The following is a 23,623-nucleotide window of genomic DNA, read 5'->3' on the forward strand; positions in this document are numbered from 1 at the left end:
ATAGCCGATACAGCCAGAAAAGTCCTTTGATTGGGCTTCTGGCTGTTTTCTTTTATAATAGAAGAAAGCAAGAGTGGAGGATGGACTGTGGAAAACAAACATGTCTTTTATGATGGAAACTATGAATGGATTCAAGTCGACCAGCAAGACGCAAAAAGCGTGATGGCACTACAAAAACAATATCATCTGTCCGATGAGATGCTTACGTATTCTTTAGATAAAAACGAACGAGCACGAGTCGAATACGATGCCGAAGAAGAAGCATTGCTGCTGGTTTTCAACGTACCTCAGCAAGAAAAGCGAGACAATCATTTTGAGACCAGCCCAATGACGTTTATTTTAAAAAAGAAGCAAATCTTTACTTTTGCCTCCCATGATACCCGTTATGTGATTCCGATGATGGAGCGTTTGATCCTGCAAAAGCCGCAGCAAACACCGCTGCACTTTTTGTTTCAAAGCTTATTCTTGATTTCAGGCACGTTTTTTCCGCTAGTCGAAGAAGTCAATAGTGAACGGATTCGCTTGAATCAGCGACTACGGGAAAAAACCACCAATAAAAACCTGCTGCAAATGTCCGATTTGGAAGTCGGTTTAGTCTTTTTAGTGTCTGCCACGAAACAAAATGCGGTCCTCTTGGAGCAGATCAAAGCGTTATCCATTTATCGTTTGATGGATGATGACGAGCGGGAACAGCTGGATGATGCCCTGATCGAAGCCAAACAGGCAGTGGAAATGACGTTGCTGGCTTTTCAAATTTTAGAGCAACTTTCTGGAACCTACAATAATCTGTTAAACAATAACTTGAATGATACCATGAAGTTTTTGACCGTTTGGTCTCTTTTATTGACTGTGCCTTCCATCGTCACCAGTTTCTTTGGCATGAATGTTCCACTGCCTTTTACCAATAGTATTTTCGGTTGGGGGATTGCCTTATTGATCAGTTTAGTGTTATCCATCTGGATGTTGATTGCTTTATGGCGCAGAATTCGTTAATCGATCACCAAACCTAGACCGGCGGCGATGACCAAGGCCTGTTCTTGATCGACCGTTAGCCCCCGCAATTGTTCAAAGGACAACGCGATCTTTTGAAATTGATTGGTCCGAAAATCTAAAGTTGCTAATTTTGTGTGAAACCAGTTGCTATTGTTCAACTGGTTTTCTTGTAGCGTCAAGTGTTTCCAATCCATTTCATAAAACTCACTGTCGTTTAGTTGGCACTGACGAAACAGCATCGTCCGTAAATTGGTGTTGCTAAAAGAAGCAAAGTTCGCCACGCAATCTTCAAAGGTGCAGTCACGGAAATAGCTTTCCGCAAAATTGGTGCCAGTCAATTTGCATTGTTTAAAGTGAACCCGATGAAAGCTGGCGCCAAAACATTCCAGATTAGAAAAATCGCAATTCTCAAAAAGAACGTTTTGGCATTCCCATTGACTCAAGCGTGTTTTTTGCATCGTCACTTTCTTGAAATGACATTGCTTCAAGATGAGATTTTTACAAGCATCATAGCTATAGTCACCGCCTTCGAAGAAAGCACCTTCGAAAAGTAGTTCTTCTTCTAAATAAAAATCCTGTGGCTCTAATGCCGACAATAAGGGCAGTAGTGGCAATACGATTTTTTTCTTCATCAAGATCCCATCCTATCTGTTTTTCTCTTCAGTATAACACGGCGCATCGCTGCCGCAATAGGTACGAAAAAGCAGTAGAATATTGTGAAATTTATTCAATCGGTTTGCAGAATGCTTTTATAACAAGGAAAATCCTTAGGTTTAAATACATAATTTTTCACAATCTTTTTGCTTGCAAGACGAAAATAATTTTGATATAGAAACTTAACCCGCTGAAAGTGACGTATATCAACGAAAAACTGTCATAAATTTTTAAAATCGCGAAAAAGTTGATAGTTTTCAAATTCACAAGCAAGCTATAATGACAATGTAAACAAAAGGAGGAAATTTTCCATGACAAAAACAGTTATTATCGGTGCAAACCACGCGGGGATTGCTGCTGCCAATACACTATTAGATAACTACAAAGACCAAGAGGTCGTAATGATCGACCGTAATACAAACTTAAGCTACCTAGGTTGTGGGACTGCTTTATGGGTTGGACGTCAAATCGATTCATACGAAGGCTTGTTCTATACAAAACGTGAAGATTTTGAAGCAAAAGGTGCAAAAATCCATATGGAAACAGTGGTTGACCATATCGATTTTGAGAAAAAAGAAGTGCACGCTGTAACCAATGACGGTGAAACGATCGTTGAATCTTATGATAAAGTTGTCATCGCAACTGGTTCGGTACCGATTTCACCAAAAGTACCTGGACGTGACTTGAAAAACATCCATTTCTTGAAAAAATTCCAAGACGGACAAACGGTTGATAAAGAGTTAGCATCAGAAGACGTGAAAAACGTTGCCGTTATCGGTGCTGGTTACATCGGTGTTGAAATTGCTGAAGCAGCAAAACGCCGTGGCAAAAATGTGTTGCTTTTTGATGCAGCGACACGGGCATTGCCAAACTACTATGACAAATGGTTTACAGAAGATATGGACAAAAACTTAGCTGACAATGGCATTGAATTGCATTTCGGTGAATTAGCACGTGAATACAAAGGAACAGAGAAAGTAGAAGCAGTTGTAACAGACAACGGCGAATACCCAGTTGATCTAGTGATCAACGCGATCGGTTTCTTACCAAACAACGAGCTAGGCAAAGATCATTTGGAATTGTTTGCTAACGGCGCGTACTTAGTGGACCGCCATCAACGGACAAGCGATGCAGATGTTTACGCAGTCGGTGACTGTGCAACGGTGTACTCAAATGCTTTGCAACAAACAACGTATATCGCATTAGCAACGAATGCCGTACGTTCAGGGATCGTCGCTGCCCATAATATCGGCGGAACGTCTCTAGAATCAACGGGTGTTCAAGGATCAAACGGGATTTCGATCTTCGGCTACAACATGGTTTCAACTGGCTTGTCAGTCGAAGCTGCCGAACGTAATGGCATGAAAGTGAAATACTCTGATTACGAAGATACCCAAAAACCAGGCTTCATGAAAGAAAATGCGACAGTTAAGATCCGCATCGTCTATGAAGAAGAAACACGCCGCATCGTTGGTGCACAAATGGCGTCACGTACATCTGAAATCGCAATGGGCATCCACATGTTCTCACTAGCGATCGAAGAAGGCGTAACGATCGACAAGATGAAGCTATTAGATATTTTCTTCTTGCCTCACTTCAACCAACCATACAACTACATCACGATGGCTGCATTGAAAGCAGAATAAGAAACACGAAAGTCGGAGCGTATGCTCCGGCTTTTTTTTGAAACAATCATGAAAACTGTTGACAATAAGAGAAAAAAGCAGTATACTATAAAAGTTGAGAAATAAAAGCAGAAGCACCCGCTTCTCGCCTGAGTGAAGATATCGCTGGGCAGAATAGGATTCCTACCATTTATTTGTGTGGAGTACGTGCGGGTTCGTGAAGAACTCGTTTTTTTATTGTCTGATTTCGAATCGACAAGCTTTTCTTTCTCTCAAAAAACTCGGAGGTGAATGACCATAGCAAAGGATATGATGGTAAACGACGGCATTCGTGCACGTGAATTGCGTTTGATTGATCAAAACGGCGAACAACTTGGTGTAAAGAGTAAAGCTGAAGCATTGCAAATTGCAGAACGAGCAAACCTTGATGTGGTATTGGTGGCACCAAATGCTAAGCCGCCAGTAGCAAGAATTATGGATTACGGGAAATTCCGCTTTGAGCAACAGAAAAAAGACCGTGAAGCTCGTAAGAAACAAAAAGTAATCAACATTAAAGAGGTTCGTTTAAGTCCAACGATCGACGTCAATGATTTCAACACAAAATTGCGTAATGCACGTAAATTCCTTGAAAAAGGGGACAAAGTGAAAGCTTCGATCCGTTTCAAAGGCCGTGCCATTACCCATAAAGAAATTGGTCAGAAAGTGTTAGATCGTTTGGCGGAAGAAACTGCTGATTTGGCAACTGTTGAGCAAAAGCCAAAAATGGATGGCCGCAGTATGTTCTTAGTATTAGCACCAAAAAACGATAAATAATGACTCACTGAGTTTCAGTTTAAAGTCAGATAACGAAAGATTTTGAGGAGGAAATTAGTTATGCCAAAACAAAAAACACACCGCGGATTAGCAAAACGCGTAAAACGCACTGGCGGCGGCGGATTGAAACGCTTCCGTGCCTTTACCAGTCACCGTTTCCACGGCAAAACAAAAAAACAACGTCGTCAATTGCGTAAAGCTTCAATGGTTTCAGCTGGCGATTACAAACGTATCCGTCAACAACTAGCACGCATGAAATAAGTGCGTAACCCAAGCTTCACGTATACAAACAATTATCGATTTTCATATTAGGAGGAATTATACATGGCACGTGTTAAAGGTGGAACAGTAACTCGTAAACGTCGTAAAAAAGTGCTTAAATTAGCAAAAGGTTACTACGGTTCTAAACACACTCTATTTAAAACAGCAAAAGAACAAGTAATGAATTCATACAACTACGCATACCGCGATCGTCGTCAAAAGAAACGCGACTTCCGCAAATTGTGGATCGCTCGTATCAACGCAGCGGCTCGTATGAATGGCTTAAGCTACTCAAAATTGATGCACGGCTTGAAATTAGCTGAAATCGACATCAACCGCAAAATGTTAGCTGACTTGGCTGTAAACGATGCAGCAGCATTTACTGCATTAGCTGACCAAGCAAAAGACGCTTTAAACAAATAATCAATCGTTGGCAACAACGTTAGCCCCGCTCTTTGAGCGGGGTTTTTTGTTTTTTCTCGATGACCGAAGAATGGTTTCTCACTATCTTTCATATGTTTCTTTCCATTAAGCGAAAAATAGATTATACTTTTGAAAGCGTTTATTTTATTTGTCTTACGATTTTTTCACGAACACTGCAGCAAAAGGAGCGTACGATGGCAATTGATTTATGGCGGCATTTTAAAAAAGGATTGATGGTATATATTGGGATTGGAATTGCAGTCTCATTTTTGAGTGCCGCGAATGTCTTTTATTTTCAAAAACTACTCGATTCATTTGGCAAGACACTTGATTGGCCAGTCGTTTTTATCTATGGGTTAACGCTAGTACTGGTACCGATTTTGTCCTATCTTGAGCAGAAACCAAAAACAACATTGCACAACAGCATGTATTTCTATCTCAAAGAACAAGCTTTAGTAAAAATCAGCAAGATTGCCTATTCCGAGTACTTGCAGATCGGCTCTGGAGCACTCTTACAGAAAACTGAAGCGGGAGCAGCGGCTGGCAGAAATATCCATTTGAATTTTTATGGACGCTTATTTAAAGAATTGCTTCCCGAAACACTGTTTAACTTAGCTTTTATTGCTATGATCGATAAAAGATTGATTCCAGCGATCCTTGTGGGCTATCTAGTGGTGTTTATTGTGACCAATCTGCTTTTGAAAGTTTTACGCTCTCTCAAAGAACGTGCGCTAGTTTCAGAAGAAGCCATGAACAGCACCTTTATTCGCGGATTAACGGAAATGGTCACGTTTCGTATAAATAAACGGTTTGAAAGAGAGATCGCACAATATAAAAATATGTCTGCTGACACAACAGAACGTTTGACGAAAATGACGATGCTCCATGAGTTTTTCTTTGGTTTTTTTGCAGTCTTAGTCGCATTGATCAAAGTCGCAATTGTGGTATTGGCATTTACAAATCAGATTACGGTCAGCCTGGGCGGTTTAGCAGCATTGATTATTTATGTGGATCGAATCTACACGCCTGTTGCAATATTTAACGTGATTTTTGTTCAATACAACTTAGATAAAGTTGCCTTTGCACGGTTAAATGAATTTTTCTATCTGCCAGAGGACAAAGCATTAACACAAGGAGATGCATTGTCTGAGACCATCAACTATATCACAGTTAAGGATCTATCCGTCATACTTCAAGAAAAGAAAATCTTAACCGATAGCACACTGGAGCTGAAGCGGGGAGCAATTTATGGGTTAGTAGGAGAAAGCGGCGCAGGAAAATCAACGCTGATCAAAACGATTTTAGGCTTGTATCAGCCGACGACCGGTGTAGTTCTGATCAATCACAAAAATTTGGCTGCTTACAACTTAAATGATTACTATCAGCATGTCTTTTATCTATCGCAAGATGCGCCAATATTCCAAGGAACGCTGAAAGAAAATATCATTTTTGATAAGGAAATCGCAGACGAGGAAATCATAGCGGTATTAGAAAAATGTCAATTAGGCGCATTCTATCAGGCACTCAAGGGAGGACTGTCTGCTGAAATTGGAGAAAAAGGAGCCAACCTTTCTGGTGGGGAAAAACAGCGGATCGCTTTTGCCCGATTGTTTTTCACAAACGCAGAAGTCATTGTCCTTGATGAAGCCACATCTGCTTTAGACGAAACAACAGAAGAAAAGCTTTTTGCAGCGATCAAAGACCAATTGAAAAATAAACTAGTCATTATGATCACCCATCGCCCGAAAAATTTGATTTATGCGGATGAGATCATTGAATTGAAAAAAACACAGGTTGTAGCGGCTTCATCATAAAAACAGCTGCACCCTGTATTTTTTGTCAGCGCATCAGTAAATGCGGCAGTGTACTAAGCCATGCGATGATGCCGACGATCAAGATAAAGACCACGACGATGACTGCTGTTGAAAGGAAATCTTTTTTGACGTCGCGCTTTTTTCTAATGGCATCGAGGTCTTGATTTTCCATGAAGGCAACGATCTCTTTATACGTTTTGATATTTTGGGTTTTCTTGATTTTTTCGATCTTTAATGCGGCATACATGGAGACGAGCCAAAAACATAGAGGCGGGACAATCCACCAGTATCCGGGTAAATAAAGAGCAGGCCCAACAGAGAGTGCGGTCAATAGTATAAAAAGCAGCATCATTTTTGTGTAACGATCCATTTCTGTTTTCTCAATCGTTTCTTTCATTTGTTCAACATCCCCTTTGACTAATTCATCTAAAGAAACATCAAATAGAACACTGAGCAATAATAAATTGTGAACATCAGGATAGCTTTTTTCATTCTCCCAATTGGAGATCGTTTGTCGGGAGACATAGAGTTTTTCTGCCAGCCCTTCCTGAGAGAGACTTAATCGTTCCCGATGTTTTTTTATTTGTTTGCTTAAGTTCATTTTATCCGCTCCTTCTACCATTAGTTTAGGCCAATGTCTGCATTCTAACGATCAAATGTCTTTGACAATGCCTTGAAATCAAGTGTCAAAATGTTTTTACAGTTGGGTTTATGCTGTTTACACAGCAGTACAGCGTTGATTTTCTTCAACGATTAAGCGACAGTCAGCTTTCTTATTGTTTTTTTATAGAAGCACCTGCTGGTTTCTTAATAAAGAAAATGATGAAGAGTCTGTGCTGATTTTTAATGTTTGTCTTTATCTATTATTCATTAATTTCGCAAAGATGGGAAGAGGAGAAAACAACTAAGCGTGTGAAAGCATCATTTTTCCATTAGTGGATTTTTAAAGGTCCCTGTGTGTTGAAATGGAGCCATTCAGAAGTGACGTCTGTTTGTTGGTTCTGTTCTAGAAGAAAATCGACTGTTGATAAGCATATCACCCCATAAAAACGTCTGCTTTGTGCTATACTGAGGCTTTGTAAAAATAAGTTTGTACAAGCAAGCAGCAACGGTTTTTTCATTGATTGCTTGCAAGAAGGAGCGTATACGCAGTGAAAAAACTAAAGGTTCAAGATTTAATTGCAGTGGGGATCTATACAGCGATCTATTTTCTTTTAATGAGCGTCTGTCTATTGATTTTGCGTTTTGTGATCCCAGGTTTTCATAATTTATTTATTCCAGCAGTCACCGCTTTGTTTTCTGGCATTATCTATCTGATTTTATTGAATAAAGTACCGAAATTTGGCGCAATCACCATTATGGGTACCGTGGTAGGGCTCTTTTTTTTGATTTCAGGACATTTTCCATTGGCCTTTTTGCCCAATATGATTTGTGCCTTAGCAGCTGATTTGATCCAATACAAAACAAAGCTCAAAGAGAACGTTCGCGTACTGGCGAGTTATATCGTCTTTAGTTTTGGCTTGATGGGTCCGATCTTACCCCTATGGTTTATGAAAAATGCCTACATCGATTCATTAGTGGCTCGCGGAAAAGATGAAACCTACATTGCCGGCGTGTTTGCTCATACCTCCAATTTGATGTTAGGGCTTTGTGCACTGGCGGTTTTGATTGGTGCGGTGGCTGGTTTAGGTATCGGCAGTCGCTTGATGGAAAAACATTTTCAACCAACGATCCAATCGCATAAAGGGTGAGGAATGTGTCGAAAACAAGGTTTGATCCCCGCAGCAAATTAGCGGTGATTCTCTTTGCTAGTTTTACTATGATGGTGACCATCAGCTGGATCGATGAGTTTGCCTTTGTCACTTTCTTACTGCTGCTATTTATAGTCAGCGGCTTTTGGAAAAAAGGCTTGCTGCTCTATGGCGTGTTTGTCTTGCTGACACTGGCAGATAGTTTTTTGTTTCGCCAAGGCAACCACGTACTAATCGTGTTGCTGGATTTCTTTTCTGTCGGTTATCGCCGCTTATTGCCAACGATCATGGCGGCGGCTTTTGCCATTAGCGGGACGAAGAACAGTGAGTGGATGGCTGCGCTGCAAAAAATGCACGTGCCCAACGTATTGTTAGTTCCTTTGGCAGTCTTATTTCGTTTTTTCCCCACACTGGTACAAGATTTCAAAAGTATTCGCCAAGCGATGCGCTTTCGCGGCATCTCGCTGTCGGCAGGATCGATCTTGCTTCATCCGCTGCAAAGTGCGGAGTATTTTTTGATCCCATTACTGATGTCGGCTGAAAAGACCGCAACCGAACTGTCGGCTACGGCGCTGGTTCGCGGGTTAGCATCAGAAACTCCCCATACCACCGTCCACGAACTGAAGCTGCGCTGGTGGGATGGCTTGGTCTTTTTAGCATTAGGCGGCTTTATCGTGAAAAGGATGTGGCTTGGATGATCACATTAGAACAAGTGTCAGTGAAACGAGAAAATCGAACCGTATTATCTGAGCTTTCTTTGACAGTCGCAGCTGGGGAAGTCATCGTTTTGTGCGGCGCTAGCGGCAGCGGCAAATCGACCCTGCTCAATGTTTTGAATGGCTTGATCCCTGAGCTGTATCCCGCCGAAGTGCAAGGAAAGATCCGTGTCGGAGAAACAGATTTGCCAGTTGCCGATTTCTCCCATTATGCCCAGACGATTGGCGTCGTCTTTCAAAACCCCAAGACTCAATTTTTCACCACGGATGTCTATTCGGAGTTGGCTTTTTCGATGGAAAATGCGGGCGTCGCACCAGAAAACATTCGGCAGCGAATCACCGAAGTAGCCCAGCAGTTTTCCCTGACCCCATTGCTTGATGCTAGTGTCTTTGACCTATCTGGTGGGGAGAAGCAGCTGATTGCTCTCGCTGCAGCCACGATGTTGCCCCATGATGTGTTCTTATTGGATGAACCTTCCAGCAATTTGGATCAAGAAGCGATCCAAAAGTTGACTCAAGGATTGGCTTCTTTAAAACAACAAGGGAAAACCATTGTGATCGCCGAACACCGCTTGGCGTATTTGGCGCCACTGGCAGATCGCTTCTGTCTATTAGAAGCAGGACGATTGCGGGCGTCTTATCCAGCAGCTCAGCTTTTGTCACTGCCCGAGGAGGCAATTCACGAGTTGGGATTGCGAAAAGTAGGCGAGGCGGCATTGGAAACTCAGCACTGCCGAGAATCTTTGCCAGAAAAGTCTGGATTAAGGGCAACGCATCTGCAGATCAAGCAATCGAAACGCTCAGCAAACAGCAGAAATTGGGCACTCAACTTGCCTGAACTACAATTGCCGACGAAGCAAGCTGTGGGGATCGTTGGACCAAATGGTGCTGGCAAAAGTACGTTGGTGCAAGTCCTGTCAGGATTGAAAAAATGCCCAGAAGCAGTATTTGCCATCAATGGACAAAAGCGGACCCAAAAGCAGCTGCTGCAGGAAAGCTTTCTTGTGATGCAGGATGTCAACTTGCAGCTGTTTTTTGAAACGGTGGAAAAAGAGCTGCTGATCAAAGCCCAAAACCCAGCTCGTTTTGAAGAAATTGTCTCATTGTTGCACTTAACACCACTCCTTGCCCGACATCCGCAAAGCTTGTCGGGTGGGGAAAAACAACGAGTTGCCATCGGCAGTGCCCTGCTTTCTGGTAAACGCTTGTTGTTTTTCGATGAACCAACGAGTGGGTTAGATTTGCAGCAAATGGAAGAAGTCGCAAAACTGTTGCGAACAGTCGCTAAGGAAGTTGATCTGTTAGCGGTGATCAGTCATGATCGTGAGTTTTTAGCTGAAACATGTCCTTACGTGCTTCAACTCCAACAAGGGGAACTCGTTGGCACGTATCAGCTAGCAAAAAATATGGAATAAATGAAAGACGGAGTGGACCTTGGTTCATGCCGTCTTTTTTTGTTGAACATGAAAAAATCTTCATGATTTTTTTCTTTCAATCAGTTAGGAAGTTTCGAAAAAATCCGTTATGATAGAAGCAAAACAGGAGGAGGAGCGCATATGGCCTTGAAGATCTTGCTAGTAGAAGACGAAGAAAGTTTAGCCAGTTTTATTCAGACCGAATTGACTTTTGAGGGATATGACACGGTCTGGGCCAAAGATGGGCAAGAGGCATTGACCTTGTTCAATCAGCAAGCAAATGCCTTTGATCTGATTTTATTGGATTGGATGCTGCCAATCTATGACGGCATCACAGTGGCGCGGCGGATACGTAAAGAAAGCGACATCCCGATTTTGATGATGACCGCCAGAAATCAAACCGCCGATGTGGTGACGGGGCTTGATGTCGGATTAGATGATTATTTAACGAAACCTTTTGAAATCGAAGAACTGTTTGCCAGAATTCGGGTGATCGAGCGACGGTTGCAACGAGAAGCCAAACAACAAAAGAACCAGCAAAACCAATTAGTGGCGGGGGAGCTGATGATGGACATCGCCAAGCACTTGGTTCAGGTTGCCGGTGAAACCATTGAGTTGACGCCCAAAGAGTTTGGGATTTTATATGAATTGATGAAAGAACCCGAGGTCGTCAAAACAAGAGATGACCTATTGAATGAGATTTGGGGCTATGAATACGACGGCCAAACGAATGTTGTAGATGTCTATATCCGCACACTGCGGAACAAGCTGGATGTTTGCGGCAAAGGCAAAATGATCGCAACCGTTCGCGGATTAGGCTATGTCTTGAGGACCGATCATGAAGAATAAGTCAGTCAACCAACGTAGAAAAACAGCCCAATTTCAATTGACGAGCCGCTTTTCCTTGATTCTCTTTGGTCTGCTGATTCTCTTCAATCTGCTGTTTATTTTATTATCCGTAGGTTATTTGTTCGAACATATCGAAAATCGTGCCAGCAACATCCTTGAAGCCATCGAAAAAGGTGAGGCATCAGGGGATGCCTGGGACTTTCTCGTCAATGCCTATGTCTCGGCAGATGAAGAAGACGCCCTGCAAGTGATCTTAGCCGATGGCAGTGTCGTTTCATCAGAAGATGCGGAAGAGATTTTTGCCGATATCAATCAAGGGCGAGTGATTCCTTTTCTCGAAGACATCGTTTTTACAGAGGAGGGCATCTATTACACGAAAACCCAAGAAGTCGATGGGGATCAGGTGACGATCGCTATCAATGGGGAGGATAGTGTGGAATTAGCCTATGGCCTCTTTATGATCAGCAGTTTCTTGAATCTGATCGCTGTTGTCGTGGGCAGTCTGCTGATTTATTGGAGTGTCGGGAAATGGAGTCAGAAGCTTACTGGTATGGCGCAAGAAATTGCTGCCATTGAACAAAGTCGAACAGGAGAACTGACGGTTTCTGAAGAGCCCATCGAGATTCGTTCGGTGGCATTGGCCTTTAATAAATTATTGAAAGAACAGCGAGAGACGATCGAGCGGGAAAAACGGTTCGTTGCCGATGCTTCCCATGAGCTGCGAACACCTTTAGCTGCGATTCGCGGACATGTCCAATTGATCCAGCGGCGTGGAACCAAACATCCCGAAGTCATTCCTTCCTCAATGGCGTTTATCGACAAAGAGTCGAAGCGTTTGGAAACATTGAGCAATCAATTGCTGGACCTAGAAAAAAATCAATCCCAAGATGAAATGACCCTTGTTGATGTTTCCCAGATCGTCCGAGAAGAGTGTGAAAAACAAGCGACGATCGTTCCGCAATCGATTGAATATTTTGTGGAGAACCAATGTATGAAACATGGGCATAAACGTGACTTCCAGCAAATCATCCAAAACCTGTTAGAAAATGCCGCGAAGTATTCACCTGCCGATCAGCCGATTCATGTGACCTTGACGCAAGAGCAGAGACAGATGTCTTTGACCGTCGCCGATTTTGGCATTGGGATTCCCGATGATAAGAAAGCCTTGATTTTCGAACGGTTCTATCGAGTAGAAGATTCTCGTTCCAGCCAGATTGCTGGTTCAGGCATCGGGCTTTCACTGGTAAAACAGCTGGCAGACAAGTATCATGCCAAAATTACCGTGACAGACAATCAACCGCAAGGCAGTATCTTTAAACTTGCCTTTCCAAAGGAAAGAGAAAGATGAAGATTTTTTTAGATTTTCTTCAAGCATTTTTGATTCTTTTTCATGAGGAACTTGTTATTCTAAATATATAGAAAAAAGGAATACACAAACAATTGGAGGAATGAAACATGAAAAAAACAACTATTTTATTCGGAATTGCCGCATTAGGATTATTGGCAGGATGTACACAGAACAACACTGGAAATTCAGAACCTGCGCAAAACAGCAGCTCAAGCACAGCAGTTGCCTCATCAAGTGAAACAACGTCGTCACAAGCAACAGACAGCTCTTCAAGCAGTGCAGCGATCGCCAACGGCGGCTTACCTACAGTGACCGTAGAAGAAGCGATCCAAATATTCCAAGACAAATACCCAGATGCAGCGATCACTTCGATTGATTTGGATACTTCTTTTGGCAATTACTTCTACCAAGTAGAAGGCGTGGATGACACGAATGAGTTTGAATTAAAGATCGATGCAGAAACCAAAGAAACTTCTGAAGAAAGAACGGAAAAATTGGATGCCGATGAACAAAACGGTGTCAAAAAAGATGCCGATCAATTGGACCTAACCAACTTGCTTTCATTGGAAGAAATTTCTGATATCTCCGTGAAAGAAGCTGGCGGTGGTCAAGCAACAGATTGGTCATTAGACAAAGAAATGAATGTAACCTATTGGGAAGTCAAAGTAGAAGATGGCAACAAACAAACAGATGTGAAAATCAATGCCCAAACAGGTGAAGTACTAGAAACCGAATTGGATGACTAATCCTGTTTCGCAGTAAAAAAAATAAGCCGCTATCGTCTATGCGCAAAAGACAATAACGGCTTATTTTTTTACGCATGCTGTTTGACTTCAGTTAACGGTTTGACGCGACCACCAATTTTATCTGCAAATGCTTCGGACTGCTTCCGATCTTCAAAGACCCATAACTTGTCTGGAATTTTTTCACGAGTGCGACGACCATCTTTGCCAATGTAACCATGCAAAACTTTAATCACGTACATCGCCATCATCCTTCCCTGAAATTACTATTGATTATACGAAAGCCGTTTCAAAAAGCAAGGATTTTGACTTAAATGAGTGATCAGAATTGATTATTCCCCTGACAGGGCAGCATAATCAGCAAATCGTTGATGGATTTCAGGAAAACTACGCTTCAGCTGCACGATGCGATTGGTCTCTTTTGCTAAAAAACAATGCTTTGAAGTCCCCGTCGTTGCCAACTGACCATCACTAGTTTTGTAAATCTCATAGCGAAAATCCAAACGCGTGCCAGTATATTTGTCGACCAAAACATCGATTCGCACCTCATCTTCGTAACGAATCATCGTTTTGTATTGCGCACTGACTTCCAGCACGGGAACGATCAAGCCCGCTTCTTCGATGGTATGATACGGTAAATCCAAGAACGCGAGTAACTCCACGCGGGCCTCTTCAAACCAGCGGATATAATTGGCATGATGGATGATCGCCATTTGATCGGTCTCATAGTAGTGTGGTTGACGGATATAGCCTGAATATAAAGACATAAAAACAGCTCCTTTCATAGAAACAAAACCTTCGTTATTCAGCATAACGCAAAAAGGAAGAAAAGCAAACAGAAGGAGAGCTTCTTTGTGTTGACCACTAGAGAAAATGCTACTAGAGAGCAGCGGAATGAAAAAGACAGTGAAACACCTTGACTTTTTCATAGCTTTCTTGTAGTTTATAGATAATATCAAAAATCAGTGAAGGATCGAGTACTTTATTCTACTCCTTAAAAGAGAAAACTGCCCCGGCTGAAAGCAGTTTAGGACGTGTAAAGGAAAGACAATCTGGAGATGAACAGAAGAAAAGCTGTTCCGTGACCGAGCGTTAATCGAGCGAAGGAGAAGAACATTTCTCGAATTTAGGTGGTACCGCGTGTAATCAAAACTCGCCCTTGTATAAAAAACAAGGGCGAGTTTTTTGCTGTGAATCACTATGATTGGCTTGCGGAGCAAGACAGAATAGATGATGAACAGTACTAGGCGAGTGCAGGGAGCGTAGTAACCGAACTAGGAATCACAATGATTGGCTTGCGGAGCAAGACAGAATAGATGATGAACAGTACTAGGCGAGTGCAGGGAGCGTAGTAACCGAACTAGGAATCACAATGATTGGCTTGCGGAGCAAGACAGAATAGATGATGAACAGTACTAGGCGACCGTAGGGAGCGTAGTAACCGTACTAGGAATCACAATGACTGGTCCGCAAAGCGGAACAGAGCAGATGATGAACAGTACTAGGCGAGTGCAGGGAGCGTAGTAACCGAACTAGGAATCACTATGACTGGCGTAAGAAGTGAGACATGAAAGCTGTACTTGGCATTTTTTTGCTTCGTTCAATTGCAGTCGAAGCCAACGAAATGATGACCAGCAACCAACGGCAAAGAGCGCAATAACCCAAAAGTCAAACACGAGAACAACCCACCCACATCAATGAGCAACAAGCAATAGGTGAATAAGCAAACAAGCAATGAAAGCAAAGAACATGGGCAACCATGAAACAAATAGGAGGATGCATACGATGAGTTACCAACGTCCAAAAGGAACCAACGATATTTTGCCAGGAGAATCCGAAAAATGGCAATTTGTGGAAGAAACAGCACGCTTAGTGTTTCGCGATTACCAATTCAACGAAATTCGGACACCGATTTTTGAGCACTTTGAAGTGATCGCCCGCAGTGTCGGGGACACAACGGATATCGTTTCAAAAGAAATGTATGATTTCTACGATAAAGGAGAGCGTCATGTGACGTTGCGTCCAGAAGGCACCGCACCGATCGCTCGTTCTTATGTCGAAAACAAACTATTCGGACCAGAACATACGAAGCCTTATAAAGTGTTTTACATGGGACCAATGTTCCGTTATGAACGTCCGCAAAAAGGCCGTTTGCGTCAATTCCACCAAATCGGTGTCGAAGTTTTCGGTTCAGCAAATCCAGCGACCGATGTTGAGACAATGGCGATGGCAATGGATTTTTATCGTCAATTAGGACTGAGTCAATTGCGCTTGGTCATCAATTCATTAGGCGACAAAGAAACACGCCAAAACTATCGCCAAGCGTTGATCGATTATCTAGCGCCCCATGAAGCGGAGCTTAGTGAGGATTCAAAACGCCGCTTGCATGAAAATCCTTTGCGGGTCCTTGACAGCAAAGACAAGCGTGACCAAAAATTCGTGGCGGATGCGCCATCGATCCTAGACTACTTAACACCAGATGCCAAGGCACATTTTGAAACCGTAACGAGTATGCTGGATGCGTTGGAGATCCCTTATGAGATCGATTCAAATATGGTGCGCGGTTTGGATTATTATACCCACACGATTTTTGAGATCATGAGTGAGGCACCAAAAATGGGGGCGCAAGCCACCATCTGTGCCGGCGGTCGTTACAATCATTTAGTGGAAGAGCTAGGCGGACCAGAAACACCTGGTTTTGGTTTTGCTTTAGGGATCGAACGTTTATTGATCACTATGGAAGCCGAAGAAGTTGTGATTCCTGCTTTGAATGAGTTAGATGCGTATGTGGTTGGTTTGGGACAAGAAACCAATTTAGAAGCGTTGAAAGTCGTGCAAGCGATTCGTAATTTCGGTTTTTCTGCCGATCGTGATTTCATGGATCGTAAAGCCAAAGCCCAGTTTAAATCTGCTGATAAACAAGGAGCACGGTTGGTTCTGACTCTAGGCGAAACAGAATTAGCAGAACAAGTGATCAATATCAAATCCATGGCAAGCCGTGAAGAAAAACAATTTCCGTTAGCGGATCTTTATGCCCGCTTCGATGAGATCTACGATGAAATGACAACCAAAATGTTTGAGTGAGGAGAAAAAGAATGACAAAACGTACAGTATATTGCGGGTTAGTAAATGAGACCCATTTAAACCAGACAGTGACACTAAAAGGCTGGGTGCAAAAGCGCCGTGACTTAGGTGGCGTGATTTTTATTGACTTACGCGACCGGGAAGGGATCGTGCAAATCGTCTTCAATCCTGAGGTTTCGAAAGAAGCCTGGGAAATCGCGGACAAATGCCGCAGCGAATATGTATTAGAAGTAACGGGTCAAGTCATCAATCGTGCACCAGAAGCCATCAATCCGAAAATGGTGACAGGTGCCTATGAAGTGATGATCAGCGAAATCACGATTTTAAACACTGCAAAAACACCAGCCTTTTTGATTGAAGATGATCAAACCGTTGGCGACGAGATTCGCATGAAATACCGTTATTTAGACTTGCGTCGTCCAAAAATGACGAACAACATCGTGATGCGGGCGAAAACGACGCAAGCGATCCGCAATTTCTTAGACACGAACGACTTCTTAGATATCGAAACACCTTATCTAGGAAAATCAACACCAGAGGGCGCGCGGGATTATTTGGTTCCTTCACGGATCTATCCAGGTCATTTCTATGCGTTGCCACAATCACCACAAATTTTTAAACAGTTATTGATGGGTGCTGGCTTCGATCGCTACTATCAAATCGTACGTTGCTTCCGTGACGAAGATTTGCGGGGCGACCGTCAACCTGAATTTACCCAAGTCGATATCGAAACCTCTTTCTTGACGGCAGAAGAAATTCAAACCTATACGGAAGAGCTATTGGCAAAAGTGATGCGAGAAGTCAAAGGCATCGAAGTTACCTTGCCATTCCCACGGATGACCTATGATGAGGCAATGGGACGCTACGGCAGTGACAAACCAGATACACGGTTTGACATGGAGCTTATCGACTTATCAGAAGTTGTGAAAGACGTTGATTTTAAAGTCTTCCAAATGGCTCTTGAAAAAGGCGGCGTTGTGAAAGTCTTAAACGCCAAAGGGGCTGCAGACAAATACTCCAGAAAAGACATGGACAATCTAGGTCATTACGCTGGCCAATTTGGTGCCAAAGGATTGGCATGGGTCAAAGTTGAAGAAGATGGATTGAAAGGACCGATCGCTAAATTCTTGACGGAAGCAACCGACGCGATTATTGCAGCAGCCAATGCGGAAGTTGGCGATATTCTGATGTTTGGTGCCGATTCCTTTGAGATCGTTTCAGCAACGTTAGGTGCGATCCGTAATAAATTAGGAAAAGAATTAGGCTTGATCGACGAGAGCAAATTCAACTTCCTATGGGTTACTGACTGGCCGCAATTTGAATACGATGAAGAAGCAGGTCGCTATGTTTCTGCTCACCATCCGTTCACATTGCCAAAAGAAAGCGATCTGCCGTTGTTAACGACAGACCCTTCAAAAGTCTATGCGCAAGCCTACGATATCGTGCTAAACGGTTACGAGCTAGGTGGCGGATCATTGCGTATCCATACACGGGAAGTGCAAGAGCAAATGTTTGAAGCGCTAGGCTTCTCACGTCGCGAGATGCAAAATCAATTTGGCTTCTTATTGGATGCTTTGGATTATGGTTTCCCACCACATGGCGGCATCGCCCTTGGGTTAGACCGGTTAGTAATGCTCTTGGCTGGTGAAGAAAACATTCGCGAAGTCATTGCCTTCCCTAAAAATGGGAAAGCGGCTGATCCAATGTCACAAGCACCAAGTACCGTTTCACCAATGCAACTGTTTGACTTGAGCATTGATGTAACAACGGTTGAAGAAAACGAATAAGCGTTAAACCCATGATGAAATGAGTGATGAAATAGAAATTGGTGAATGAATGAAAAAAGTTAATGAGAATTCACCCATTTCTTTCATTGCTCGTTTCTTTTTTTATGAGCTGAAGTATAATAAAGGCAAATCAAAAAAGTGAGGCTATGAAATGCAATGACTCCTCTGTTTAAATGGCTCCCTCACCCGGAATATGCCAACAAACTTTCGTTTTCGCTCGTCTATGCGCTGCTGGCATCGATTGCGGTCAATTTCTTCTATCAACCAGGTAATATTTATTCCAGCGGCATTACGGGTGTCGCTCAGATCATCACCACAATCTCAAGAGAAGGGCTCGGATTTTATATCCCCTTATCCCTTGCGCTATTATTGTTGAATGTGCCATTATTTTTTCTAGGTTGGTTTAAGATCGGCCACAAGTTTACGATTTTTACTGGAATCACTGTTTTACTCACCTCCTTATTCGTGCAAATTTTGCCCGAAGAAACCGTTACGACGGACCCGATGATCTGTGCGATTTTCGGTGGTGCCATCAATGGAGTGGGGATCGGCTATGCCTTGAAGAATGGTCTTTCTTCTGGAGGGCTGGATTTTGTCAGCATTGCCATCCGCAAACGGACAGGGAAGACGATCGGCTCGATATCGATTTTCTTTAACATTGTTATTTTGTTCGCCGCTGGGATCTTGTTTGGCTGGCAATATGCGTTGTATAGTGCGATCGCGATTTTTGTCAGTGGAAAAGTGACGGATGCGGTCTTTACGAAACAAAAGAAAATGCAGGTGACGATCATCACTCGCAACCCAGAAGAAGTCATTCAGACGATCCAAAAACATATGCGGCGAGGGATTACCATCATCAATGAAGCCGAAGGGGCGTACAAGCATGACAAACAAACGGTTTTGCTGACGGTAGTGACACGCTTTGAACTGCCGATGCTGCGCAGTGCCATGAAAGAAGCCGATCCAAAAGCCTTTGTCAGTATTGCAGAAAATGTCCAGATTTTGGGTCGCTTTTATGAAGAAGAACTGTGAAAAAGGAGTTGAAAAAAGTATTTCTTTATAGAAGTACTTTTTTTTCGCCAAAAATTAATTTTTTTGAAATATAGCAGATGTTGCTAGCTTTATATGGGGGATTTCTGGTAAATTATGAGAGTATGGAATCAATAGCGTTCATGCTGAAATTGTTTTTTTATGAAACAATTGGATCAATTAGAGAAAAGTGGTTGAAAAATGAATAAACGTTTAAGCACAAGCCGCTATATTACCGGGTTTGACGGCATTCGAACCTTGGCAGTCATCGGCGTTATTTTATATCATTTACTACCTACTCATATGCGAGGCGGGTATTTAGGAGTTCCAGTATTCTTTGTCGTATCAGGTTATTTAATCACTGACTTGCTGAGGCAAGAGTGGGATCAAAACGGCAAAATCAAAGTCAAAGATTTTTATGTTCGGCGGATGAAACGGCTCTATCCAGGAATGGTGGTGATGCTGCTTATCTCAGCAGCATATATCACGTTGTTCCAGCGAAACCTGTTGAATAATTTGCGCGGGGTTTTTGTTAGCTCGTTGCTGTATTACAACAACTGGTGGCAGATCAATCATGGGTTATCCTATTTTGATCGGTTCGGTAATGAATCCCCCTTTACCCATCTGTGGTCGCTGGCTGTAGAGGGACAGAACTATCTGATTTGGCCTTTAGTGTTTATTTTGTTGATGAAAATCGGCAAGCAGAGGCATCGCGCCTTTAAATTTACTGCCGCAGTCACGATTTTGTCGGCAATTCTGTTAGCAGTCCTTTACACACCAGGCGCTGATCCGACACGGGTCTATTATGGAACGGATACGCGGCTCTTTTCGATCTGGATGGGGAGTGCCTTAGCATTCATTTGGCCAAGTACCCATTTGAAGAAAGAGATACCGCAAAAAGCCAAACGGGTCTTGAATATCTCTGGTTTTGCTTCCTTGGCTGGTCTGATCGCAGCGTTCTTTTTCTTAGATGATCATTTGACCTTTGTCTATTATGGCGGCATGTTCTTGATCAGTATCCTATGTACGATTCTTGTGGCAGTCACCGCTCATCCCGGAGCCAGTTTGAATCGTGTATTGAGTAATCCGATTTTCAGTTATATCGGCAAGCGCAGTTATGGGATCTATTTGTATCAATTTCCAGTGATGATTTTTTACGAAGCAAAAGTGGGAAATATCGGTGAGAACGTGCTGATGCACACGTTAGTGGAACTATTCTTGATCTTGTTTATCAGTGAATTGTCCTATCGGTTTATCGAAAACCCAATGCGTAAATTCCAGTACAAAGATACATTCAGAACGGTCCGCGGCTGGTTCAGTAAACCAATTTTTAGTTGGAAAAAACCGTGGTTAGTGCCCAGCTTACTCATTACCCTCGTTGCTTTGTTTGGCGTCGTGACTGCACCGACGAATTATGTCGATGCCCAGCAGCAGCAGTTGAAAGACAACATTGCGGCCAATAAAAAAGCGGCAGAGCAATCGCAAAAGAATGCGAATGCTGAAGGAAATGAAGCGGATGATGAGGCGAACACGAGTGAAGATGAAAAAAATATCATGGAAAAGTATGATTTAACAGCAGCCCAAGTGAAAAAAGCGGAATCTCTTGAAATCACGGCTTTTGGTGATTCTGTGATGCTGGATGCAACGGCTGACTTGAAAGAAGTCTTTACCCAAGCGGTAGTTGATGGGGATGTTGGGCGCCAGCTGTATGCGAGCCCTGAATTGATCAAAGACTTGAAAGAAAAAAATCTTTTGCGGGATACCGTCCTTGTGGGGCTAGGGACGAATGGTTCCTTTACAGAAGCCCAATTTGACAGCTTTATGAACGAGATCGGTGATCGTAAAGTCTACTGGATCAATGTACGGGTACCGACACAGCGTTGGCAAAATGAAGTCAATCGGATGTTGGAGCGCATGGCGGAAAAATACGACAATATGACCTTGATCGATTGGTATGATTTGAGTAATGACCAAGAGTCCTGGTTCTATGAAGATCGGGTCCATCCAAATCCAGATGGCATGGATCAATACGTGAAGCTAGTTGCCCAAACGATTTTACAAGAGGAATAAACAAGAAAAAGACAAACCTTATGCAATCATAAGGTTTGTCTTTTGTCTTAAACGGTATTTTGTAAGAGCATCGTTTTTTTAATCCTTTTCTATCACCGTTAACAAAGACTCAAATAAAATCGCACTAGAAGCCGATCCGGGATCGATATGACCGATGGCACGTTCACCAACATAAGAGGCACGGCCTTTTTTAGCCACTAGTTCTTTGGTATGCTCTTTCGCTGCTTCGATCGTGTCTTTGGTCAATTCACCTTTTTTCAAGGCTTCTGCGACAGGTTGCCACACATCGACCATCGTTTTGTCTTCAAACTCAGCTTTTCCCCGCATTTTGATGCCGGTCAAGCCTTCTTCAACGATCGTACCTAATTGTTCAAAGGAGTCGATTGTTTCTAGTTCCTTCGTTGCTTTGGTCATATTCATAAACGCCGAACCAGAAAGGGGACCCGAAGCTCCGCCGACTTTTGAGATCATTGCCATCGAGAAGACTTTAAAGGTATCACTGATCGTCGTTGGCTGTTGTTTGGCATAAGCTTCTTGATAAGCGGCTACGCCGCGTGCCATATTGTTGCCATGGTCACCGTCGCCGATCGGTGTATCTAAATCGCTTAAATAGGCCTTGTTTGCTTCGATTTCTTTCGTGAAGGTATCTAACCATGCTTGCACCGTTTCTGTTGTCAATTGCATCTCTATTCGCTCCTTTACCAGGCTATTGTTGTGACGGCTTCATTTAACGCATCGGTGTGATCCGTTTCGCTGAAGTCGATCAAGGTCAGTGAAAGTCCCTGCATATCAATGGAAGTCATGAAATTGCCGACTTTATGGAAGGAGACAGGGATGTCTTTTTCTGCGAGTAATTTCGCGACATCATTGGCAAAAACGAATAACTCCATTTGCGGCGTACCACCCATACCGTTGATCAAGACACCGACTTTTTCTGGGGTCTTTTCATAATCCGCCAAGATTTTTTCCACCAACTCTTGTGCTAGTTCACGTGAGGGTTTCAGTTTTTCTCGACGGTAACCAGGTTCGCCGTGGATACCCACGCCATACTCGATCTCATCATCGGCTAAGTCAAAACCTGGTTTCCCAACTTCAGGAACTGTTGCCGCTTTTAATGCGACCCCAATGGTTTTGATTGATGCAACCAAGGCATCGCCCAATGTTTTTAATTCGCTTAAGCTGGCACCATTACGAGCAGCTGCGCCTAAAATCTTGTGGACTAAGACCGTACCGGCAACTCCTCGTTTGCCAGCAGTATAGGTGCTATTTTCAACAGCGATATCATCATCCACGACCACGATCTCCGTCGTGATCTCTTCCATTTCTGCCATATCTTTGGCCATCTCAAAGTTCAAGATATCGCCAGTATAGTTTTTGACGATCAGCAAGACGCCTTGTCCTTGATCAGAATCTTGGATAGCCGTCAAAATCTGGTCGGGGGTCGGGGAGGTGAAGACATCGCCTAAAACGGCGGCGCTAAGCATCCCATCACCGACAAAGCCAGCATGGGCCGGCTCATGTCCGCTCCCACCGCCAGAAACAAGACCGACTTGTTCTTTTTGATTATTCTTAGCGATCACCCGTGAGTCGGCGACTTGATGGACCAGTTCAGGATAACTGCCTACGATACCGGCCAACATTTCTTCTACGATCATTGAGGGATCATTAATGATTTTTTTCATGCTTCATGCCATCCTTTCTCGGCTGCTTTTTTTGCTTCTGCAACGATTTGCGCCAAATCATCACTGAAACCAGCGGTGATCGCTGCAGCAAAGGCACCTTCCACCAGCGGCGCGTCGATCAGGTGATAGCGTTCTTGTTGCTGAGGTTCCAGCATGTCGTATGCAAGTTCGGCATTCAAAACGGCACTGCCTAGATCGGCAAAGACTAAGACCAGTTCAGCATCTTCGGATTCGTTGACGGCATCCACGATTTTCGTGGCGTCAGAACCCAGCTCTCCTTCTGCTGTCCCGCCTAAAGAATAGATCGTGACTGACTCGCCATCAGCCATTTCTTCGATCATCTGTTTTAATCCTTCGGTGAGTTGCTGACTGTGAGAAACGAGTAAAATACTTTTTTTCATCCAATTTCACCAACACTTTCTGATTAAATTTGGCTGTTTGACAAGGGGATTGCCTTTTCCAAAGAAACACCGTCCTTGTTGAAACCGCCTACAGGTTCAGTATACCAAATTTCTTTCTTCTTGTATGGTTGCACCTATGGAGAGGACAAAAAAACAGCATCGTCT

Annotated in this window: 23 protein-coding genes and 2 other annotated features; of the genes, 16 read left to right on the top strand and 7 right to left on the bottom strand. The window is 43.1% G+C overall.

Annotated elements, in window-relative coordinates; translation table 11 throughout:
- The first annotated feature begins 87 nt into the window (after positions 1-87).
- Entirely contained in the window at positions 88-993 is a 906-nt protein-coding gene (locus P0G38_RS02550) for a magnesium transporter CorA family protein (protein ID WP_060791518.1), read from the top strand.
- Here P0G38_RS02550 and P0G38_RS02555 read toward each other — a convergent pair.
- Complete coding sequence (locus tag P0G38_RS02555; protein WP_142967428.1) at positions 990-1,625, bottom strand: pentapeptide repeat-containing protein; 636 nt, start codon at positions 1,623-1,625, stop codon at positions 990-992. The genes P0G38_RS02550 and P0G38_RS02555 overlap by 4 nt on opposite strands.
- A gap of 333 nt (positions 1,626-1,958) precedes the next feature.
- On the opposite strand from P0G38_RS02555, the gene nox reads away from it, so the two are divergent.
- From nox to P0G38_RS02580, 5 genes are all read left to right on the top strand, one after another.
- On the top strand, positions 1,959-3,293 hold the full coding sequence (gene nox / locus P0G38_RS02560; RefSeq protein ID WP_005228102.1) for a H2O-forming NADH oxidase: 1,335 nt from the start codon (positions 1,959-1,961) through the stop codon (positions 3,291-3,293).
- A gap of 99 nt (positions 3,294-3,392) precedes the next feature.
- Positions 3,393-3,516 (top strand) — a sequence feature (ribosomal protein L20 leader region).
- A 47-nt stretch (positions 3,517-3,563) separates the two neighbouring features.
- Positions 3,564-4,085: a translation initiation factor IF-3 gene (infC, locus tag P0G38_RS02565; RefSeq protein WP_005228103.1), complete on the top strand. Its 522-nt coding sequence runs from the start codon at positions 3,564-3,566 to the stop codon at positions 4,083-4,085.
- Positions 4,086-4,145: 60 nt separating this feature from the next.
- Positions 4,146-4,346 (top strand): 50S ribosomal protein L35, encoded by a 201-nt coding sequence (gene rpmI / locus P0G38_RS02570; RefSeq protein WP_003128650.1) that lies wholly within the window; start codon positions 4,146-4,148, stop codon positions 4,344-4,346.
- Positions 4,347-4,409: 63 nt separating this feature from the next.
- Entirely contained in the window at positions 4,410-4,769 is a 360-nt protein-coding gene (rplT, locus tag P0G38_RS02575; RefSeq protein WP_010749133.1) for a 50S ribosomal protein L20, read from the top strand.
- Positions 4,770-4,963: 194 nt separating this feature from the next.
- Positions 4,964-6,583, top strand: a complete 1,620-nt coding sequence (locus tag P0G38_RS02580; protein ID WP_275853981.1) for an ABC transporter ATP-binding protein — start codon at positions 4,964-4,966, stop codon at positions 6,581-6,583.
- 25 nt (positions 6,584-6,608) lie between these two features.
- Here the strand turns inward: P0G38_RS02580 and P0G38_RS02585 are convergent, their stop codons facing one another.
- Positions 6,609-7,184 (bottom strand): helix-turn-helix transcriptional regulator, encoded by a 576-nt coding sequence (locus tag P0G38_RS02585; RefSeq protein ID WP_159160685.1) that lies wholly within the window; start codon positions 7,182-7,184, stop codon positions 6,609-6,611.
- 550 nt (positions 7,185-7,734) lie between these two features.
- Between P0G38_RS02585 and P0G38_RS02590 the strand changes: the two genes are divergently transcribed.
- The 6 genes from P0G38_RS02590 to P0G38_RS02615 all read left to right on the top strand — a co-directional run bounded on the left by P0G38_RS02590 (position 7,735) and on the right by P0G38_RS02615 (position 13,408).
- Positions 7,735-8,334, top strand: coding sequence for an MptD family putative ECF transporter S component (locus tag P0G38_RS02590; protein ID WP_016609843.1), 600 nt, complete (start codon positions 7,735-7,737; stop codon positions 8,332-8,334).
- Positions 8,331-9,032, top strand: a complete 702-nt coding sequence (locus P0G38_RS02595; protein WP_016609842.1) for an energy-coupling factor transporter transmembrane component T — start codon at positions 8,331-8,333, stop codon at positions 9,030-9,032. The genes P0G38_RS02590 and P0G38_RS02595 overlap by 4 nt, the downstream gene beginning before the upstream one ends.
- Positions 9,029-10,465, top strand: coding sequence for an ABC transporter ATP-binding protein (locus P0G38_RS02600; RefSeq protein WP_128487601.1), 1,437 nt, complete (start codon positions 9,029-9,031; stop codon positions 10,463-10,465). The genes P0G38_RS02595 and P0G38_RS02600 overlap by 4 nt, the downstream gene beginning before the upstream one ends.
- Before the next feature lie 141 nt (positions 10,466-10,606).
- On the top strand, positions 10,607-11,314 hold the full coding sequence (locus tag P0G38_RS02605) for a response regulator transcription factor (protein ID WP_008379528.1): 708 nt from the start codon (positions 10,607-10,609) through the stop codon (positions 11,312-11,314).
- Entirely contained in the window at positions 11,304-12,662 is a 1,359-nt protein-coding gene (locus P0G38_RS02610) for a sensor histidine kinase (RefSeq protein WP_275853982.1), read from the top strand. The genes P0G38_RS02605 and P0G38_RS02610 overlap by 11 nt, the downstream gene beginning before the upstream one ends.
- A gap of 107 nt (positions 12,663-12,769) precedes the next feature.
- Positions 12,770-13,408, top strand: a complete 639-nt coding sequence (locus P0G38_RS02615; RefSeq protein WP_275853983.1) for a PepSY domain-containing protein — start codon at positions 12,770-12,772, stop codon at positions 13,406-13,408.
- A gap of 68 nt (positions 13,409-13,476) precedes the next feature.
- Here the strand turns inward: P0G38_RS02615 and P0G38_RS02620 are convergent, their stop codons facing one another.
- Entirely contained in the window at positions 13,477-13,647 is a 171-nt protein-coding gene (locus P0G38_RS02620; protein ID WP_275853984.1) for a hypothetical protein, read from the bottom strand.
- Positions 13,648-13,737: 90 nt separating this feature from the next.
- The gene (locus P0G38_RS02625) at positions 13,738-14,172 is read right to left on the bottom strand and encodes an acyl-CoA thioesterase (protein ID WP_008379539.1); all 435 of its coding nucleotides are present in this window, start codon (positions 14,170-14,172) and stop codon (positions 13,738-13,740) included.
- A 189-nt stretch (positions 14,173-14,361) separates the two neighbouring features.
- Positions 14,362-14,569: a binding site (T-box leader), on the top strand.
- Positions 14,570-15,190: 621 nt separating this feature from the next.
- On the opposite strand from P0G38_RS02625, the gene hisS reads away from it, so the two are divergent.
- From hisS to P0G38_RS02645, 4 genes are all read left to right on the top strand, one after another.
- Complete coding sequence (gene hisS / locus P0G38_RS02630) at positions 15,191-16,489, top strand: histidine--tRNA ligase (protein WP_060791494.1); 1,299 nt, start codon at positions 15,191-15,193, stop codon at positions 16,487-16,489.
- Between the two features lie 11 nt (positions 16,490-16,500).
- A complete protein-coding gene (gene aspS, locus P0G38_RS02635) occupies positions 16,501-18,276 on the top strand; it encodes an aspartate--tRNA ligase (RefSeq protein ID WP_074536792.1) in 1,776 nt (591 codons plus the stop codon).
- A gap of 156 nt (positions 18,277-18,432) precedes the next feature.
- Positions 18,433-19,308 (top strand): YitT family protein, encoded by an 876-nt coding sequence (locus P0G38_RS02640; RefSeq protein WP_275853985.1) that lies wholly within the window; start codon positions 18,433-18,435, stop codon positions 19,306-19,308.
- A 198-nt stretch (positions 19,309-19,506) separates the two neighbouring features.
- On the top strand, positions 19,507-21,375 hold the full coding sequence (locus P0G38_RS02645) for an acyltransferase family protein (protein WP_008379546.1): 1,869 nt from the start codon (positions 19,507-19,509) through the stop codon (positions 21,373-21,375).
- A 78-nt stretch (positions 21,376-21,453) separates the two neighbouring features.
- Here P0G38_RS02645 and dhaL read toward each other — a convergent pair whose 3' ends face one another.
- Genes dhaL through dhaM form a run of 3 tightly spaced genes read right to left on the bottom strand, consistent with a single transcriptional unit; the run spans position 21,454 to position 23,458 of the window.
- Complete coding sequence (gene dhaL, locus P0G38_RS02650) at positions 21,454-22,059, bottom strand: dihydroxyacetone kinase subunit DhaL (protein ID WP_275853986.1); 606 nt, start codon at positions 22,057-22,059, stop codon at positions 21,454-21,456.
- A gap of 14 nt (positions 22,060-22,073) precedes the next feature.
- Positions 22,074-23,057, bottom strand: coding sequence for a dihydroxyacetone kinase subunit DhaK (dhaK, locus tag P0G38_RS02655; RefSeq protein ID WP_010750002.1), 984 nt, complete (start codon positions 23,055-23,057; stop codon positions 22,074-22,076).
- Positions 23,054-23,458 (bottom strand): dihydroxyacetone kinase phosphoryl donor subunit DhaM, encoded by a 405-nt coding sequence (gene dhaM, locus P0G38_RS02660; RefSeq protein ID WP_275853987.1) that lies wholly within the window; start codon positions 23,456-23,458, stop codon positions 23,054-23,056. The genes dhaK and dhaM overlap by 4 nt, the downstream gene beginning before the upstream one ends.
- Positions 23,459-23,623: the final 165 nt, after the last annotated feature.

This window comes from Enterococcus casseliflavus, from assembly GCF_029215545.1.
GTDB classification, from domain to species: Bacteria; Bacillota; Bacilli; order Lactobacillales; family Enterococcaceae; genus Enterococcus_D; species Enterococcus_D casseliflavus.